We start from the raw sequence: 18,375 nt of genomic DNA on the forward strand, positions 1-18,375 counted from the left end.
TTTCACACTTTTGACAACGAGGTAGCTTGTGTATGGCTGTGACGTGATGTGGATAGGGTCCCGGTTGTCTCTGTCGGTGGCCGGGACCCTGCTCTATTCGTGTACGATGTCGGTCCGGCGAAGTGCCCGGGATGACGATCGTCATCGCAGGTCTTCGGCGAGCAGCCAAGCCGCGTATAGGGGAATACTGCGTAGGTCGCCCTCTGCCCCGAAGTTTCGTGCGCTGAGTCGGACCGCGTATCGTGGCGAGTACTTGGCGCGGTATGCGACGAGACTGCGCGCCGTCACGTTGGTTCCCGATTTCACTTCGATGGGGATGACATCCCCCTGCCTGTCTCGTACGATGAATTCCACCTCGCCTCGGTTCAGTGTGCCCCAGTAGTGCGGGTGAAGTTCGTCCGCGATGAGCTGCTGGAGCACGTAGTTCTCATTCAGTGCCCCGCGGAATACGGACGCCTTGTTGTCAGCTGGAAGCAGATCTGCCGGCAGAATGTCGTATTCGCTTGACAGCAGACCGGTGTCCGCCATATAGATTTTGAACGATGACGGGTCCTCGAACGCCCGTAGCGGTGCAACGGGTTCGCTGACTTGAGTCAGACGGGTGATGATGCCGGCCGATACCAGCCAGGAGAGCGCGCCCTGATACATGTTCGATCTGCCTCCGGAACGGATCGCCTTGTACTGGAACTTGTGATTCTCTTTGGCGAGTTGTCGGGGGATGCTGTTCCATGCCTCAAGGATCCGCTGGGTCTCGCGGGGTGTGGAGTACTTCGCCATATCCGCGGTGTATGCGGTGATGATGTTGCGCTGCACGGTGCGTGCGTCTTCCATTCGCCGATCCGACTCCAGATATGCGCTAACGGATTCCGGCATGCCGCCGACGATCATATATTCGCGGACAAGATCCATTGCGATGTCGTGGTAGGGGAACGGGACCTCCGGCGTTTGGTACGCATCCCGTATGCCGTCGGCTAGGCGTTCTTCTCCCTTGGCCCACAGGTACTCCTTGAAGTTCATGGGATGCAACGTGAGCATGTCGACTTTTCCGACGGGGAACGAGTATCTGCTTCGGTTGACCTTGACCCCAAGCAGACTGCCCGCGGCGACAACGTGATATTGGGGTGCGTCGTCGCAGAAGTATTTCAGACTAGTCAAGGCACGCTCGCACAGTTGGATCTCGTCGAGCACGATGAGCGTGCGGTCCGGGTCTATGCGCATATGCAAGAGGCTTTCCAAGCCGCGGATGATGTCCGCTGGGGCTATGGAGTCGCCGAACGGTATCGCTGCACGTGTTTCACGTGAGAAGTCCACGTAGGCCATGGAATCGAAGGAGCGCTCGGCGAAGTGGGTGATCGCGTACGTCTTGCCGACCTGCCGGGCACCGAACAGGATCAGCGGTTTGCGCCGAGGCGAGCTCTTCCATTCGTCGAGTTTGATGTCTATGGTGCGTTTCATGTTCCTTGCCCCTTGTGCCATCTCTTGTCTCTTGATCGCAGTCATTGTCAAAAGTGTATCCATCGAACACTTTTAACATGTTAAAAGTGTAGTGATTTCACACTTTTGACAACGAGACGGCTTGTGCAGGGCGGGCGATGACGAGGGGTGTGTGACCGTAGGCTTGGATACCGAACCGTTACATGGATAGTCCGGTGGAAATGTCCATAGGCAAGGGGGGCAACTGTGCTGCGACGGCCCGACGTAGTTGGGTGCCTTGAGCGTGTCGTGCAACGTCCCGCGGCCACCACACCGGTACCGGGGCGGACTGAAGACGTGTCGGTGCTGTGACTACCCCTCAGACCCGCTTCGCGGGCCAGCTCCCCTGACAAGGGGAGCCGAGATTGTGCCTACCGCCTGGTGGAGGAGACGCGCACGACGAGCTGCGGGGGCAGGGAGACGTGCGAGGGGTGTCCGGGGCCGGATTCGATGAGGCGGAGAGACTCGGAGACGATCTGTGCGTAGGGCGGGCGCACCGAGGTCATCGTCGGCAGGGATGCCGAGGCGATGGGCGAGTCGTTGTAGCCGACGACCTTGATGTCCTCTGGCACGTTCATGCCGAGCGCGTGCAGCGCCATCATCACGCCGAACGCGATCGTGTCGTCAGCGCAGACGATCGCATCGGGGTGGCCGCGCTCGCCGAACAGGCGGATCGTGCAGTCGAATCCACGCGAGACCGTGCGATCGCCGAAACGGTTCCAGTCGCTGTCGGTGGTGAGCCCTGCGGCGCGCACCTGCGTGTGGAACATCGCGAACAGTTCGGCGGACTCGAAGGAGACCTCCTTGCCGGCTAGGTAGGCGACCGAGCGCACGCCCTGTTCGGCCAGATGCCGGATGATCGCCTCCATCGCGGTGTTCTCGTCGATGGAGACCATGTTGGTGCGGAAGGAGCGCTGGCGGCCGCCGACCTGCACGATCGGAATCGTGTCGGCGTATTTGTCGAAGACCCGGGAGAGATCGGCGCCGGCGGAGGTGACGGCGATGAGCCCGTCCACCTTACGTGAGCACAGGGCGTCGATGCGGTCGATCTGCGTGGCCTCGTCGGCGCCGATGCCGAGCAGGAGCTGGCGGCTGTCGTCGTCGACGATCGGTTCGAGCGCGTCGAGGAGTCCTGCGGAGAAGTTGTCGGAGGCGGTGGGGATGACCAGTCCGATCGTGTTGGTCACGTCGGAGCGCAGTGCGCTGGCCGCGTAGTTGACGGAGTAGTTGAGTTCGGCGGCGGCCTTGCGCACGCGGGCGGCGATCTCGTCGTCCTTGGTTCGTCTGCCGGAGAGCACGCGCGACACCGTGGCGGTCGAGACGTCCGCCAGTGTGGCGACTTCCACGATGGAGGCTTGGGACTTCGATGCCCGATTGGCCATATTGTTGTTCTTTCGCTTGCCGGATACCGCTGGGTTGGGTTGATGGGGCCGACGTCGTATCGCCGGTCTGGGCGAACCCGGTGGAACCTCGTGAAAAACGAATTCGCCGCCCGGCACAGCATCATAGCGCGCGGGCGGCGAACACGTGGAATAGGGAAGGAACGGGAACGTCGCCATGCGCTGCGGCGCCCCGAGAACTAGATGTGCCGGATGGTCACTCGGCCTTGGTCAGGGTGGCGACCAGGGAGTCGGCGACGGTCTCGGCGTTGTCGCCCTCGACGGTCAGGTTCACGGTGTTGCCCTGCTTGATGCCCAGGCCCATGATGGACAGGATGGAGCCGGCCGGAACGGCGGCGCCGCCCTCCTTGGCAATGGTGACCGTGCAGCCGGAGGCGGTGACGGCCTGGGCGAATTCGGCTGCCGGACGGGCGTGGATGCCGACGGGATCGTTGATCACGGTGGAACGGGTTGCAGTTGCCATAGGGAGCACTCCTTTATGTCTGTATGTTATATGCCGCGCGTGCTCGTCAGTCGGTGACGGGCTTGAGCGCTGGAAGAAACTATAGCACAGTTTTTCACGACACGCAGAAAACGATTACCGGTGTTGCTTCAATCTTTTTTCTGTGTATACTGACACTGTCGGTAAATGGATTACACACCATTGCGCCGCAGAAGACCGGCCAGTGCGGAAAGAACCGCACGGTACTGGTCGCAACAGGACATAAGACATAAAGGAGTGCTCGATCATGGTTATCACCGGAAACGGAATCGGACGTGGAGTCGCCGTCGGCAAGGTCATCCGCATGGCGCCGCCGCTGGAGGAGCCGGCGGACGTGCGTCGCGATGCGTCCATCAGCTCTGTCGTGGAGAACGAACGCGTCACCAAGGCTCTGGCCACCGTCAACGCGGAGCTGAACCGTCGCGCCGAAGAGGCCAAGCACGGCGATGAAGGCGCCAAGAAGGCCGCTCCGATCCTCGAGGCCATCGCCATGTTCGCCTCCGATCCCTCGCTCGCCACCTCCATCCAGAATCTCGTCAACGGCGGCAAGACCGGCGAGCGCGCCGTGCTGGAGGGCTTTGGTCAGGTCGAGGAGATGTTCAGGATGATCGGCGGCTACCAGGCCGAGCGTGCGGCCGATCTGCATGATGTCGGTCAGCGCGTCATCGCCGAGCTGCGCGGCGTGCCCGCGCCGGGCGTGCCGGACTCCGATGAGCCGTTCGTGCTCGTCGCCGACGATCTTTCCCCTGCCGACACCTCTTCGCTGGACCTCGAGAAGACCCTTGCGATCGTCACCTCGCAGGGCGGTCCGACCTCCCACACCGCGATTCTGGCGCGTGCCCGCGGCATCGTCGCGGTCGTCTCCGCGGCCGGCGCCGAGGACCTTCAAAACGGCGAGACCGTGATCGTCAACGCCGCCAAGGGCGAGGTCGTCACCGAGCCGACCGAGGAGCAGATCAGCGAGGCCGAGCACGCCAAGGCGAGGGCCGCCAAGGCCAAGGAGCTGCGCGGCCAGGCCGGCGGCACCAAGGACGGCCACCTCGTGCCGCTGCTTGCCAACCTCGGCAAGCCGGCCGACGGCAAGACCGCCATCGAGTACGGTGCGGAGGGCGTGGGCCTGTTCCGCTCCGAGTTCCTGTTCATCGGCAATGCCGAGCCGCCGAGCGTCGAGGAGCAGACCAAGGCCTACACCGAGCTGCTCGCCCAGTTCCCGGGCAAGAAGGTCGTCATCCGCATGCTGGACGCCGGGGCCGACAAGCCGCTGCCGTTCCTGACCCCGGAGGACGAGCCGAACCCGGCCCTCGGCCTGCGTGGTCTGCGTACGCTGCGTGTGCACAAGGAGGTCCTCGAAGGCCAGCTCAAGGCCCTCGCCGCCGCCGACGCGCAGACCGACGCCGACCTGTGGGTCATGGCCCCGATGGTCGCCGACGAGCATGAGGCCGCCTACTTCGTCAAGCTTGGCAAGAGCTTCGGCCTCAAGAAGGTCGGCGTCATGGCCGAGGTCCCGTCCATCGCCCTGATGGCCGACAAGGTTGCCGAAGTCGCCGACTTCGTCTCCATCGGCACCAACGATCTGACCCAGTACACGATGGCCGCCGACCGTATCCTCGGCTCCGTCTCCAACTACCAGACCGCATGGCATCCGGCGGTCCTGCGCGCGATCAAGCTGATCGCCGACGCGGGCAATGCCCACGGCATGCCGGTCGGCGTGTGCGGCGAGGCCGCGGCCGATCCGGATCTGGCCGTCGTGCTGACCGGTCTCGGTGTCAACTCCCTGTCGATGACCCCGGTGGCGCTGGATGACGTGCGCGCCCAGCTCGCCGAAGTCACCTTCGAGGAGGCCAAGGCCAAGGCCGAGGCCGCTCTGAACGGCGATTTCTACAAGCCTGCGTGGGGCGACTGATCCCACGCCCGATTCCCGCCTGACGGTGCAGTGCCCCCTAATGCGGTGCGCCATCAGGCGATGAACCACTAATCGTGGTCCGGTTTCCCCTTCGTCCGGATCACCGCTGTCAGCCCGGCCCGTGCCGATGGGAATGAGCACTCCCCATCGGCACGGGCCGGGCTTTTTTCGTTTTCGATGCGATATCCGTTTTTCACGCGCGCAACGTGGCGCGCGATACACTGGAACGTATGAAGATTTCCGCTGATTTCACCGTCATCCCCGACGATTTCGCCAAGGCGGCCGCGCCCGAATACCGCGCGGGCGGCGTGCCCGTCATCTCCTTCCCCTTCTACATCGACGAGGTGAACCCCGATGCGAAGTACCTGCACTGGACGTTCACCGATCCCGATTCGATTCCGGTGTGCGGTTTCGAATGGATCCACTGGACGGTGGCGAATCTGCCGATCGACGCGCTGATGTTCGATTTCAACGACTCGCACGCGCTGTCGATCCCGCCGGACTTCTCCCGCCAGATGCCCGCGATGATCCCCGAGTCGGTGCAGGGCCGCAACTCCTCGGCCTCGAAGTTCCTCGGCCGTGACAACGACCCGGCGGTCACCATGCGCTACAACGGCCCGCAGCCGCCGGACAAGGACCACGACTACTACCTGCATGTCTGGGCCACCAAGAACCCGCTGCCCGGCTTGAATCAGGGATTCTGGATGAACGAGCTGCTGCATCGCCTGCGCGAGTCGGGGGAGCAGGCCGATCAGGCCGGCATCTTCCTGACCGGCAGGGCGTGACGCGCCGATCGCTGTAAAGCATCATTGAGCATCATCGAAGACAACAAGAAAGGACACCCATCCAACCATGGCCTGCACCACGATTCTGGTCGGCAAGGACGCGAGCTACGACGGCTCGACCATCATCGCCCGCAACGAGGACTCCGCCAACGGCGAGTTCAACCCCAAGCAGTTCCTCGTCATCAAGCCCGAGGAGCAGCCGCGCACGTACACGTCGGTCATTTCCCACCTGACCATCGAACTGCCGGACGACCCGCTGCAGTACACGTCCGTGCCGAACGCCGACCGCAAGGAGGGCATCTGGGGCGAAGCCGGCGTCAACGAGGCCAACGTCGCGATGAGCGCCACCGAGACGCTCACCACCAACGAGCGCGTGCTCGGCGCCGACCCGTTCGTCGAACTCGTGCCCGCCAAGGGCAAGCCCGGCGAGGACGGCTACGAGCCGGAGGTCCCCGGCGGCATCGGCGAGGAGGACTTCCTCACCATCGTCCTGCCGTACGTGAATACCGCGCGCGAGGGCGTGGCCCGACTGGGCGCGCTGCTCGAGGAGTACGGCACCTACGAGATGAACGGCGTCGCGTTCTGTGATGCGGACGAGATCTGGTGGCTCGAGACCGTCGGCGGCCACCATTGGATCGCCAAGCGTGTGCCGGACGAGGCGTACGTGACGATGCCGAACCAGCTCGGCATCGACGAGTTCGACCTCGACGACGCGCTCGGCGATCAGGAGAGCCACATGTGCTCCGAGGATCTCGCCGAGTTCATCGAGGAGAATCACCTCGACCTCGCCGTCGAATCGACCTCGCCGTTCAATCCTCGCGACGCCTTCGGCTCCCACTCCGACTCCGACCACGTGTACAACACGCCGCGCGCGTGGTGGATGCAGCGCTTCCTCAACCCGTACGACGAGGTGTGGGACGGCCCGGACGCCGACCACTCTCCGGAGAACAACGACATCCCGTGGGCCCGCCAGCCCGAGCGCAAGGTGACCATCGAGGACATCAAGTACGTTCTCTCCGGCCACTACCAGGGCACCCCGTACGATCCGTACGGCAAGCTCGGCGACGAGCACACCCGCCACATGTACCGTCCGATCGGCATCAACCGCCAGAGCCAGCTCGCGGTCATGCAGATCCGCCCGTACCGCCCGCAGGCCAACCGCGCGATCCAGTGGATGGCGTACGGCTCCAACCCGTTCAACACGCTCGTGCCGTTCTACCCGAACGTCGATGAGACGCCGGCCTACCTCGCCGACACCACCACGCGCGTGACCACCGAGAACTTCTACTGGGCCAACCGCGTGATCGCCGCCCTGTGCGACGGCGCGTTCGCCGACACGTCCAACGCGGTCGAACGCTACCAGCAGAAGACCGGTGCCCTGGGCCATCGCCTCGTCGCCGCCACCGACGAGCAGGTCGCACGTCTGGGCCTGACGGCCGCCGAGGAGGAGGCTGAGTGCGCCGCCGAGGCCGAGTTCGAGGCCGACAACGTGGACGGTGACGTGCAGCCGCTCGATCCCGAGGAGATCATCGAAGCCGTGCGCAATGAGGAGGTTCGTGGTATTCTCGCCGCCGCCAACCAGACCATGGCCGACCAGCTCAAGGTCGAAACCGAGAAGCTGCTCGACTCCGTGCTGTACACGCGGTCCATGGCCATGAAGAACGGCTTCCACATGTCCGACTTCTGATTCACTGCCAGTGATGACTGGCTGCGGGGTAGTCGGCTCCTTATGATTTGACTACCCCTCAGTCTCGTTACACGAGCCGGTTCCTCCGGCAAGAAGAGCCAGTTGATATTGAGAAAGGTTTATCCATGACCACCATCGAAGACTTCACCAGCCAGTACGGCTTGGTCGAGAAGATCGACGCGTTCGGCTATCTCGACTACCTCAAGAACAATCCCGACGCCCCGCGCAAGCACGGCAAGGTCGTGCTCGTTACCGCCGACACCCCGCTCAAGGCGAGCCGCGGCGAAGGCAAGACCACCACCACCATCGCCCTGATCGACGCGCTCAACAAGCGCGGCATCGACGCGGCCGCCGTGCTGCGCCAGCCGAGCATGGGCATCACGGCCGCCGGCTCCAAGGGCGGCGCCTCCGGCGGCGGCAAGGCGTCCCTGACCCACCCCGAGCTCATCGACTGGGGCCTGTGTGGAGAGATGGGCGCGATCGAGGCGGCGCAGAACCTGCTCGTCTCCTTCGCCGAGAAGGCCGTCGACGAGGGCCGCCTCGACGACATCCTCGTGCCGCGCGTCTCCGAGGTGCCGAGCCGCTCCCTGCGCTCCATCGCCGTCGACTACGGCAAGGGCGACGTCAAGGAGAAGGTCGTGCTCACCCCGACCTGCGAGCTCATGCAGATCGTCGTGCTGTCCCGCTCGATGGACGAGATCGCCGAGCGCGTGGCGAAGATGATCGCCGGCACGAAGGACGGCAAGGCCGTCACCTTCGGCGAGTTCGTCGACCTGTGGCGCATCACCGGCATCCTGACCGACGCGGTCAAGCCGGCCAAGACCGAGACCGTGAACGGCTCCCCGGTGTACGTGCACGGCGGCCCGTTCGCCAACGTGTCGATCGGCATCCCGACGCTCGTCTCCGTTGAGATGGCGTGCGCGCTGCACGACGTCGTCATCGTCGAGGCCGGCTACGGCACCGACGCCGGCGCCCAGAAGTGGCTCGACATCGCCTGCCGCGAGTTCGGCGCGCAGTGGCCGTCCGCCGCGGTCGTCGTGACCCGCGCCTCCACGTGGCGTGACGATCCGGAGCTCGCATGGCGCTACCCGTTCCACGTCGAGCGTCTTGAGAAGCTCGACATCCCGACTTTCCCGCTCGTCAACCTGTGGGACGGCGAGGACGATCAGATCCCGTCTCTCAAGGAGACGGCCGCGAAGCTCGAGTTCCGCGACCCGATCATCGGCAACCTGTACCGCGACGGCGGCGAGGCGCTCGCCCCGCAGCTCGACGCGTTCGTTGACGTGCTGGAGCATGGCTCGATGCCAGCCCGGCCGCACAGCCACAAGGGCATGTCGGTCATCGAGAACGTGAAGTGGGTGGCCGAGAACGCCTATGGTGTGCCGGCCGAGCGCGTGCTGCTCAAGGACGGGTTCATCGCCTCCCGCGACGAGGCCGTGAAGCTGTGCGAGTCCGCCGGCATCTCGCTGGCCGACCTTGCGCTGGTCGCGGTCAAGTCGCCGGCCACGATGACCGACAACGACCGCGCCCCGGAGGACGAGCGCACCGTGACCCTGAAGAAGGTCGAGGTGCACGCCGGCGCCGGTCTGGTCCATGTCAACCTGACGACCTCGCTGACCACCCCGATGCCGAAGATCGTCTGATCTCGGCAGATCCTGGAGCATTTCGGGGGCATCTCGTTTACAAGGGGTACATTTCCGCTGTTGCGGACATCTATCTCGCTTACGAGGGGTACCAAGCCTAAGTACAAAGGCCCGAAAACGGCTTGACCGCATTGCGGCTGAGCCGTTTTCGGGCCTTTATACATGGGGTACGTACCCCATGTAAGCGAGATAGATGTCCGCAACAGCGGAAATGTACCCCTCGTAACGCAGATGGTCGCTCTTTCGGCCGGGTACTAGAAGTTGCCGCCATTCCAGCCCCAGTCGGTGGTGGCGGTGTAGCGGATGTACGTGCGGTCTTCGGGGATGCCGAGCGTGGAGTTCAGCGCGGCCATGATCTGCTCGGTGAGCTTCTCCCACGCGGAACCCGGCACGGAACGGCCGAACACGTTCACCTCGACGTAGGCGGCCGGCTGATCGTCGGAACCGGCGAAGTAGATCGGCATCTCATCCTCGAACGGGCACATGAGCCAGCCCTCGGACTTGCCCGGCACGGCGGTGATGGCCTTGCCGTAGGCGGTCTTCAGGGCCTCGCGCTGCTCGGGCGTGGTCTTGACGGAGACGTGAGTGTGAATGACGGGCATGATTCCTCCTTATCGGAACACTCCTTATCGGATTATTATCGGAAAACAATGATGGAGTGGTGATCATCTCCCAGTCTAGTGGCCCCAAGGCGGTACGGGGGAGCCTTCAGTGAGCAGACAGCCAGCGGTCAGGTGCGTGGTGTTGAATACCTGACTGTGAGAAAACTGATCGCGCAGCTTATGAAATTCGGCATCGTCGGTGTCATCGCCTTTGTCATCGACTGGGGCATCCTCAACATCCTCGTTGGCGTGTTCCACATGCACAACGTGCTGGCCGCCACCATCTCCTTCGTCATCTCCCTGATCTTCAACTACTTGGCGAGCATGAAGTTCGTGTTCAAGCACCGCGAGGACATGGCCCGGTGGATGGAGGTCGTCATCTTCGTGGCCGGTGCCGTGGTCGGCCTGTTCATGAACGACGCGATCATCTGGATCTCCACGTACGGCATGAACCACGACGCGTTCAACACGCAGCACGCGGAGTACCTGCTGCGCACCAACGTCGGCAAGCTCGTCGCCACCGCCGTGGTCATGGTGTGGAACTTCGCGATCCGCAAGTGGCTGCTCGACGACACGCACACGCATGCGATGAACCGCCTGCGTTCGGCGGAGAACAAGCTCACGGCCGAGGAGCTCGAGGCCAAGTGGGAGAACAGCTTCTCGCATCGCCTCGGCGTGTGGTCGCTCGAGCACACGCCCAAGGGCTGGCAGTAGTCCTCTTACTCCTCAGACCAGCTTTATGGGCCGGCTCCTCTGACAAGGGGAGCCAAGAGAATGAGCCCCGCCTTGATGGCGGGGCTTCGTTGTTTCACACCGCGACTTCGGTCAGTGTCGGCTGCTCGGTGGAGGACTTGATCTGCCTGAAGCCGATCAGTGCGATCGCGAGCGAGCCCATGGCGAGCGCGGTCACGACGAGGAAGCCGCCGTGCGAGCCCATGCGGTCGATGAATTGGCCGGCGATCGCCGAACCGGCGGACGCGCCGATCGAGTTCATCGCACCCATCCACGCCATGCCCTCGGTGAGCCGCGACGGCGGCACCAGATGCAGCATCAGCTGGTTGCCGTTGATCCACGTGGGCGCCTGGCACACGCCGATCAGCAGATAGATGATCATGATCACCCACAGGTGACGCGCGAACATGAACGAGCCGATGCCGATGTTCACCACCGCCAGACAGAAGTAGAAGCGCTTCCACAGCGGGATCACCCAGTTCTTCGCGCCGTACACGATCGCGCCGCACAGCGAGCTGATCGAGAAGCATGCGAACACGAAGCCGGTGTACTGCTTCATGTTCGATTCGGTCGCGAACGCGATGATCGAGATGCCGGCCGCCGACTGGAACGCGCCGAGACCGAACCACGTCACGCACACGGCAACGAGGCCCGGACCCCAGATCGACGCCTTCTTGACCTTGCCGCTGCGCACCTCGTCCACCGTGCGGGCGACCTCGCGCGAGATCGCCTCCGGATCGGTCACGCCCTCGCGCTCCAGCCGGCGACGCGTCTCCTCGGCCGCCGTCTGCTCCTTCAGCGCCTGGGCCTTCGCGGCCTCGCGGGCGCGATACTCCTTGCGGGTGATGCCCTCCGCGCGCGCCAGATCGGACTGCGACGGCGGCTCGGTCGTCAGCTCCGTGAGGAACATCAGCGCGCCGATGATCACGCACACGCCGGTGAACGAGAACGCGAGCAGGCCGGAGATCACCGCCAATGTCGAGGCGAGCGGATTGCCGACCACCCACATGCACTCGTCGAGCACGCCGCACAGGCTCAGCGCGCGATCCGTGCGCTCGCGGTCGCCCTTGAGCAGTCGCGTCCAGCGGGCGCGGCTCATCGCTCCCCACGGCGGGATCGCGGCCAGCAGCGGCGTCAGACAGTACAGCACCCATTCGGGAGCGCGGTTCGTGATCGACGTGGTCAGCGCGATCGCGGCGATGATCCACACGATGATCGTCGGAATCGAGACCTGACGCTGGCCGAACTTGTCGGTGAGCTTGCCGAGCAGCGGCGTCGAGATGGCCAGCGCGATCGCCTGGATGGCGGTGAGCATGCCGGCCAGCGAGTAGTTGCCGTAGTAGTGCTGCACCGAGATCGTGATCGTCATGCCGATCATCGGGAACGGCATGCACGCGATGACGCCGCCGATCGAATACCGTGCGGTGTGCGGCATGCGCAGCAGCTCCGCGTAGCCGCCGAACACGCGGTGGCCGAGTTCCTTCAAAGCCGACGACGAAGTCTTGCGCGGGCCGCCGTCCGGTACCTGGTTCGTCTGGTTCGTCTGGTGGTTATTCTGGCTCTTCTGGTTCGCCTGATTGGTGGTTTCGGACATACTGCACCTGCTCCTTTCCGCTCCCGATTGGATGTCCCCCGATCGTCCGTGGCGTTGGACGTCGGAGCCCTCATCGTTATTGATGTGCTGTCCTTCTGGTCGCGCAAAGGGGTGCGTTCCCGACCCGTCATCCATGACTGTCTCCGGTCGACTGTTCTGTCGCCGTCGTCGGTGTGCGGTCGTTCGCACGTTTGCGTCGCGGCCACTCTACGCGTGAGTCGATTACGACACGCGGACGACTCGGCGCGGGTTCCTGCGGGCTTCCATGGTGATTCCGCCGTGATTCCGCAGGGGGGAGCGGTAAATTGGAGCCATTGTCCTGAGTCAGATTTTGAGTCAGATTCCATGCGAGATCAAGGAGATCGACCGGTGAGCGCCACCACCATCCATTTCGTCCGACACGGCAAGGTGTACAACCCCGATCATCTGCTCTACGAGCGTCTTCCCGACTTCCACCTGTCCGATGTGGGCCGGCGTATGGCCGAGGCGACGGCCCGGTACATTGCCGAAAGCCCGCAGATGAACACGGTCGCGGCAGTCTACTCGTCGCCGCTCGATCGCACGCGCGAGACCGCCGGCGCGATCCTCGACGCGTTGAATCCGGTCAGGCAGTCGCGTGGGGAGGCGCCGCTGGAGCTCGTGACCGACGAACGGGTGATCGAAGCCGGCAACGAGTTCCGGGGCAAGCGTATCGGCCATGGCGAGGGCGCGCTGTGGCGGAACGGCAACTGGAAGCTCGTGCGCAACCTGTGGCGTCCGAGCTGGGGCGAGTCGTATGCGCACATCGCCAAGCGCGTGGGTGATTTCGCCCGCGAGAAGGTGAGGGAGCACGCCGGCGAGCAGATCATCGTCGTCAGCCACGAATCGCCGATCTGGTCGTTCCGCCACCTGCTGGAGACCGGTCACGCCGAGCACTGGATGTTCCTGCGCCACACCGCGCTCGCCTCGATCACGTCGATCACGTTCGACAGCGAGACCGGGCGTGTGATGTCCATCACGTATGTCGACCCGGCCGCCGGCATCGAGTGAGAGCACACTAGAATCGGTTACGGATGGACGTCCCCGCCGCCGTGCTGTATGCCGGATACCTGATGCCGGATGCGCCGGGAGTGGCGGCGGGCGTCGCGGGGCTGAAGGTGGCCCCGGTGAACAGTCACGCGAAGGAGCCCTGCTTATGACCTACGAAGTGAACGTCGATGACGTGGAGCGCATCGCCGCGCTGCCCGCCGTGCGCGAGGCCGCGGCCGCCGGTGCAAGGCTGGTGGCTCTGTGGCCGCTGACCGCCGCCATGCATATGGACAACGACGCGAAGTATGCGGAGAACCTGCAGGTGCGCGTCACGCGCGCGTTCGCTCGGATCCTCACCGGCGAGGACGTGACCGTGCCGGACGCCGAGTTCGTCTATGAGGGTGCCGATGCGATTCCTGGCCGTCCGCAGTCGATCGTCGACGCCCTGCTCGCCGCCAACGACGCCTACGACGCGATGGCCGACTTCTCCGAGACCGGTGACGCCTCTTTGGTTGACGATGCGGTCGAGGCGCTCGGGATCGAGTGGTCGGACGAGGTGTCCGTGCGCGTGCACGAGGTGCTGGAGTCCCTCGAGGCCGCGATGGACGCGGGGGAGTTCGATTCCGGGGTGTATGCGGTCGGTTCGCAGGAAGGTGATGGTTCGGGGGAGACCTCGGGTTCCAAGGCGGGGAAGTCCGCTGACTCGGGGGATTCCGCTGGTGTCGTCGGTGCGGCCGGGGCCTCTGATGCCACACCGACGGACGACGACTTCCAGCCGTCCGACGCTCTGGTCGACGCGGTGGCCCATCGCTTTGCGGCCGGGCTCGCGGTATTTGACGCGCTGATCGGTGCGGTTGTGGGCGATGTGACCGTGGGTGGGGAGGAGTCTGTCGCCGAGGACGGTGCTGGTGCTGGGGTTGGTGCCGGTGCGAATGTTGGTGCCGTTAAGGCATTCCTGCCCCTGATGTTGGTGATCAACGAGCTCAACGAGCAGCTCGCCGTGCCGCGCATCGCCCTGAACGACGATCAGATCCGTGAGCTGCTCGAGACCCGCGCCAAGGTGCTCGTCGACGACGGGGAAGAGGCCCCGGTTGGCGTCCGGACTTCCGTCGACGCCGTTGCCGGTCTTGTTTCCCCGTTGGCCGCCGGCGAATGGGACAAGCACCGCGAGGACGTCCTGTGGGACCCGGCCGCCGCCAAGAAGAAGGCCAAGGAGGAGGACGAGAAGCGCAACAAGGAGGCCTTGGCCGCCAAGTTCGCTCACATCAAGGCTGAGCCGTAAAGAAAACGCCAGAGGCGTTTTTAGGCGAAGGCGAGCGACAGCGAGCTATATGAGGTCAGCCGAAGGCTGTCATTAATTGCGGTCCGATCCCACCAAGGAAGAGGTGGAACTGTAGGCCTATCACCCGTGTGGCCGTACGTCGTGGTTGTACCCCCTGTGTGATCGTGTCCCCCCATGTGGTCGTACCGTGGTCGTACCCCTGTGTGGTTTACCGTGGTTTATCCCTGTGTGGTCGTGCCCCCGCGTGGCCGTGGCCCCACACGCCGGCTGCAGACCTGAGCGTACGTTCCTCCGGGTATTTCCCATGACTTTCCGAACAGCCGTACGTTGGGACCTGATAAGCGTACGTTCCTCCGGACCTTTTCGTTGACTTTCCGGATGACCGTACGTTGGGACTTGATAGGCGTACGTTCCGCCGGAAGCCCATGAGGAATACCCGGGGGAACGTACGTTGACGTCTACGGTGGGTACTTATGACCGTTGTGGGTTCCCCGTTGTGGGTGCCCACGGGTGCGGTCCTATTCCACGTCGATGACGGAGCCTCGGTCGATGAGGTTCGGGTCGACGAGGACGTGCCTGGTAGCGCGGTCCGGGTCCTGGATACGCTCGAGCAGCGTGCGAATCGCGGCCTCGGCGAGATCCTTGTCCGAGGAGCGCAGGACGGTCAGTGGGCGGGAGCTCGGCGTCGCGAAGCCGTCGACCGAGATCATCGACAGGTCGTCGGGCACGCGCTTGCCTCGGCGCTCCAGTGTCTGCGCGATGGCGATCGCCAGATAATCGGAGTGGACGAGCATCGCCGTGACCCCTGACAGCAGGATCTTGTCGACGATGCCGTTGACGCCCTTGGTGTCGTACGGCTGGATACCTTCGAAGACGAACGGGCACTGGATCTCGTCGGTGGACTCGATGACGTCACGCCAGCCCTCCTGGATCATCGCGGAGGTCGGGGTGTCGGTGAAGGCCGCTCCCACGAACCGATGACCGTGCTCGATGAAGTGGACGGCGGCCTTGCGCACGCCGTACGGGTGGTTGGTCCTTACGGAGTCGACGAAATGCTCGCACAATAATGGCAGATCGCGTTCGATCACGACGGTCGGCATCTCGCAGGTGGCGAGCCAGTCCCATGTGCGCTTGCCGTATGAGTGGACGCTGGGGGCCACGATCAGGCCGCAGATGGTGGGGTCCTGGATCATGTCGGCGAGGATCTCGTCCTCATGCGCGTCGACGTCGTACGCGGTCTCGCGCGTGATGATGCGCAGCCCCAGACGTGAGGTGATTTTGCGCATCTGTTCGATGACTCCGGGCCAGAAGAAGCTCGGCTCGGGCAGCATCACGCCGATGGCCGGCTGGTCGTTGCCGAGTTCGAGGCTGTGTGGCACCGGCTTGATGGCGATGCCGCCGGAGGGAGTGCGTTCGGAGAGCGCGCTTGTGGCGATGTCGGCGATGGAGGGCCTGCCATTGGCGCTGGCGGAGCTGCTGACGGACATCGCGCCGCCGCGGATGCGCTTGAGCAGTCCGGCCTTGCTCAGCACGGTCAGGTCGCGGCGCACGGTGATCTCGGTGGTGTCGAGCATCTTGGCGAGTTCGGCCACGGTGGCCACGCTCTGGCGAGTGAGCAGATTGAGGATCATGTTCTGGCGTTCGGCGGGCAGGTAGTCGCGCTTCGCTGCGCTCGTTCCCGTACTCGTACCCGTGGCCGTGCCGGTATCCGAGGTCGATGCGTCGGCGCCGTTGACGGCGGTGATGTCGCTGGTGCTGATGATGTCTGCCATGATCTGCTCTCTGACTTCTTCGCTTCCTATGGTGTGGACGGAATGTGCGATGATGCCATATGTACCGCATATGCCTCAATGCACATTCGTGATCATTAATGTTCTCATCGTACGCGAAACCCATGAGAAAAGGGCGAAACGGGCAATTCTCTCCGCGACACGCTGAACAAGCATGATTGCACTTGATCAAAACAGATTGAAAGTGCTATGGTATGAACTGTCAACGGGAACCGGTCACGGAGACGTGGCGGGGGCCCGAATGGTGTACAGGCACACACAGCTAAGGACCAACATGAGCAAGTACAGCAACGAATTCTGGACCGTCACCTCCGGCGATCTCAAGCAGCGTCGCGAAACCCTCGCCGCCCCCGAGGTCGTCACCGACCCGGGCGACGCCGCCAAGATCGTCGTCGATCTGGCCGATCGCAAGCAGCCGTGGCTCGGCGCCGGCGCCGCCCTGACCGACGCGGCCGCCTCCCTGATCTGGGGTTCGATGAACGCCGAGCAGCGTCACGCCTTCCTGGACGACTGCTTCAACCCGGACAAGGGCGGCTTCTCCGTCCTGCGCATCCCGCTGGGCTCCTGCGAGCCGGCCGCGCAGCCGTACTACACCTACGATGATCTGCCCTTCGGCGAGCACGACAACGTGCTCTCCAAGTTCTCCCTCGGCACCGGCGAGCCGGGCGCCCCGGACGCCACCAAGGACTTCAAGTACATCATCCCGGTGCTGCTCGAGATCCTGAAGATCAACCCGTCCATCAAGATCATCGCCTCCCCGTGGTCCGCCCCGGCGTGGATGAAGAACACCGGCCACCTGTGCCAGGGCGGCCACCTGCGCTTCAACGAGTGGACCGGCAACGGCTTCGACCCGATGCACGACTCCTTCGAGGGCACCTACGCCCGCTACTTCGTCAAGTACGTTCAGGAGATGGAGAAGCTCGGCATCCCGATCTGGGGTGTCAGCGTCCAGAACGAGCCGTCCAACGCTCCGAAGTGGCCGGCCATGATGTGGACCCTCAAGCAGCAGGCCGAATTCGCCCACAACTTCCTGCGTCCGGCGTTCAACGAGTTCTACCCGGAGATGCGCATCTTCATCAACGACGACTCCATGCACAACCTGCAGTGGCCGGTGCGTGACATCGTCACCCCGGAGGAGGCCGCCTCCGTCGACGGCCTGACCTTCCACACCTACGAGGGCCCGTACTCCAACGTCTTCAACGCCAACCGCTCCTACAGCCACTGGCTGTTCGGCATGACCGAGCGTCGTTGCATGATCGAGGAGACCCCGGAGGACGCCGCCCACATCATGTCCGGCATCATCGGCAACTGGTTGGTGCGCACCGGCGAGTCCTTCATCGCCCTGTGGAACCTCGCGCTCGACGAGCGTGGCCTTCCGAACCAGGTCGGCGCGACCGGCCGCCGCGGTGTCGTGACCATCCAGCACGAGACCGGTGAGGTCATCCGCAACCTCGAGTACTTCATGCTGCGCGCCTTCGGCCAGGATGTCGAGCCCGGCTCCGTGGTCGTCCGCTCCTCCAACTACACCCCCGACGGCTGGTCCGGCGGTCTGGGCTCCGTGGCCTTCCTCGCCCCGAACGGCGACGTCGCGGCCCACATCTACAACCCGACCGGCGAGCCGCTCGAGGCCGCCTTCACCATCTCCGGAGAGGGCAACAAGTGGCAGAAGGTCACCGTCCCGGCTTGGGGTACGGTCACCGTCCACAAGGGCAACGGCGAGCTCAACAAGTCCGAGGTCCCGGCCGACGGCGAGTTCGAGCTCAACCCGGCGCCGACCCACCTGCTCGGCGACGTCGCTCCGGGCAAGGTCCGTGTCTGGGGTCACGACGAGTGATCGGACGCATCTGACCTACTTCTCCACTTCTCACATGTTTGCATGACAAGGGGCGACTCCCGCTGCTGATCCGGCGGGGATCGCCCCTTGTCATGCTTTCCGGTAGTCGTTCTCTCCAGTCGTATCGAGCCGTATCGTCGTCCGATTTCCGAGCCGAAGGG

At 64.0% G+C, this 18,375-nt stretch carries 15 protein-coding genes; 9 read left to right on the forward strand and 6 right to left on the reverse strand.

All coding sequences use genetic code 11. The features are described from left to right. Nucleotides 1-141: 141 nt before the first annotated feature. From BW11_RS02080 to BW11_RS02090, 3 genes are all read right to left on the reverse strand, one after another. Nucleotides 142-1,500: an ATP-binding protein gene (locus tag BW11_RS02080; RefSeq protein WP_219846712.1), complete on the reverse strand. Its 1,359-nt coding sequence runs from the start codon at nucleotides 1,498-1,500 to the stop codon at nucleotides 142-144. Nucleotides 1,501-1,844: 344 nt separating this feature from the next. Beyond that, complete coding sequence (locus BW11_RS02085; protein WP_140444611.1) at nucleotides 1,845-2,855, reverse strand: LacI family DNA-binding transcriptional regulator; 1,011 nt, start codon at nucleotides 2,853-2,855, stop codon at nucleotides 1,845-1,847. 214 nt (nucleotides 2,856-3,069) lie between these two features. Next, the gene (locus tag BW11_RS02090; protein WP_140444610.1) at nucleotides 3,070-3,336 is read right to left on the reverse strand and encodes an HPr family phosphocarrier protein; all 267 of its coding nucleotides are present in this window, start codon (nucleotides 3,334-3,336) and stop codon (nucleotides 3,070-3,072) included. A 265-nt stretch (nucleotides 3,337-3,601) separates the two neighbouring features. Between BW11_RS02090 and ptsP the strand changes: the two genes are divergently transcribed. From ptsP to BW11_RS02110, 4 genes are all read left to right on the forward strand, one after another. Further along, nucleotides 3,602-5,257: a phosphoenolpyruvate--protein phosphotransferase gene (gene ptsP / locus BW11_RS02095; RefSeq protein ID WP_140444609.1), complete on the forward strand. Its 1,656-nt coding sequence runs from the start codon at nucleotides 3,602-3,604 to the stop codon at nucleotides 5,255-5,257. A 230-nt stretch (nucleotides 5,258-5,487) separates the two neighbouring features. Beyond that, complete coding sequence (locus tag BW11_RS02100) at nucleotides 5,488-6,042, forward strand: YbhB/YbcL family Raf kinase inhibitor-like protein (protein WP_140444608.1); 555 nt, start codon at nucleotides 5,488-5,490, stop codon at nucleotides 6,040-6,042. A 67-nt stretch (nucleotides 6,043-6,109) separates the two neighbouring features. Next, nucleotides 6,110-7,729 carry a C69 family dipeptidase gene (locus tag BW11_RS02105; protein WP_140444607.1) on the forward strand — a complete coding sequence of 540 codons (1,620 nt, stop codon included), beginning with the start codon at nucleotides 6,110-6,112 and terminating at the stop codon, nucleotides 7,727-7,729. A gap of 107 nt (nucleotides 7,730-7,836) precedes the next feature. Next, nucleotides 7,837-9,372, forward strand: a complete 1,536-nt coding sequence (locus tag BW11_RS02110; RefSeq protein WP_375137622.1) for a formate--tetrahydrofolate ligase — start codon at nucleotides 7,837-7,839, stop codon at nucleotides 9,370-9,372. A gap of 254 nt (nucleotides 9,373-9,626) precedes the next feature. On the opposite strand, the gene BW11_RS02115 is transcribed toward BW11_RS02110, so the two are convergent. Further along, entirely contained in the window at nucleotides 9,627-9,974 is a 348-nt protein-coding gene (locus BW11_RS02115; protein WP_043165589.1) for a phenylpyruvate tautomerase MIF-related protein, read from the reverse strand. Between the two features lie 180 nt (nucleotides 9,975-10,154). Here BW11_RS02115 and BW11_RS02120 point away from each other — a divergent pair, with 180 nt between their 5' ends. Beyond that, nucleotides 10,155-10,688 carry a GtrA family protein gene (locus tag BW11_RS02120; protein ID WP_181162472.1) on the forward strand — a complete coding sequence of 178 codons (534 nt, stop codon included), beginning with the start codon at nucleotides 10,155-10,157 and terminating at the stop codon, nucleotides 10,686-10,688. 94 nt (nucleotides 10,689-10,782) lie between these two features. On the opposite strand, the gene BW11_RS02125 is transcribed toward BW11_RS02120, so the two are convergent. Continuing rightward, nucleotides 10,783-12,141: an MFS transporter gene (locus tag BW11_RS02125; RefSeq protein ID WP_258184520.1), complete on the reverse strand. Its 1,359-nt coding sequence runs from the start codon at nucleotides 12,139-12,141 to the stop codon at nucleotides 10,783-10,785. Nucleotides 12,142-12,669: 528 nt separating this feature from the next. On the opposite strand from BW11_RS02125, the gene BW11_RS02130 reads away from it, so the two are divergent. Genes BW11_RS02130 through BW11_RS02135 form a run of 3 tightly spaced genes read left to right on the forward strand, consistent with a single transcriptional unit; the run spans nucleotide 12,670 to nucleotide 14,590 of the window. After that, nucleotides 12,670-13,329, forward strand: coding sequence for a histidine phosphatase family protein (locus BW11_RS02130; RefSeq protein WP_107044163.1), 660 nt, complete (start codon nucleotides 12,670-12,672; stop codon nucleotides 13,327-13,329). Between the two features lie 23 nt (nucleotides 13,330-13,352). Beyond that, nucleotides 13,353-13,478: a hypothetical protein gene (locus BW11_RS11750; protein ID WP_258184515.1), complete on the forward strand. Its 126-nt coding sequence runs from the start codon at nucleotides 13,353-13,355 to the stop codon at nucleotides 13,476-13,478. Further along, entirely contained in the window at nucleotides 13,475-14,590 is a 1,116-nt protein-coding gene (locus BW11_RS02135) for a hypothetical protein (RefSeq protein ID WP_140444603.1), read from the forward strand. Before BW11_RS11750 ends, BW11_RS02135 begins: the two co-directional genes overlap by 4 nt. 518 nt (nucleotides 14,591-15,108) lie before the next feature. Here BW11_RS02135 and BW11_RS02140 read toward each other — a convergent pair. Next, nucleotides 15,109-16,362 (reverse strand): substrate-binding domain-containing protein, encoded by a 1,254-nt coding sequence (locus BW11_RS02140; protein WP_140444602.1) that lies wholly within the window; start codon nucleotides 16,360-16,362, stop codon nucleotides 15,109-15,111. 292 nt (nucleotides 16,363-16,654) lie between these two features. Here BW11_RS02140 and BW11_RS02145 point away from each other — a divergent pair, with 292 nt between their 5' ends. Continuing rightward, on the forward strand, nucleotides 16,655-18,214 hold the full coding sequence (locus BW11_RS02145; RefSeq protein ID WP_107041924.1) for a glycoside hydrolase family 30 beta sandwich domain-containing protein: 1,560 nt from the start codon (nucleotides 16,655-16,657) through the stop codon (nucleotides 18,212-18,214). The last annotated feature ends 161 nt before the right edge of the window (nucleotides 18,215-18,375 follow it).

It is taken from the genome of Bifidobacterium sp. UTCIF-38 (assembly GCF_006454495.1).
Taxonomy (GTDB): Bacteria; Actinomycetota; Actinomycetes; order Actinomycetales; family Bifidobacteriaceae; genus Bifidobacterium; species Bifidobacterium callitrichos.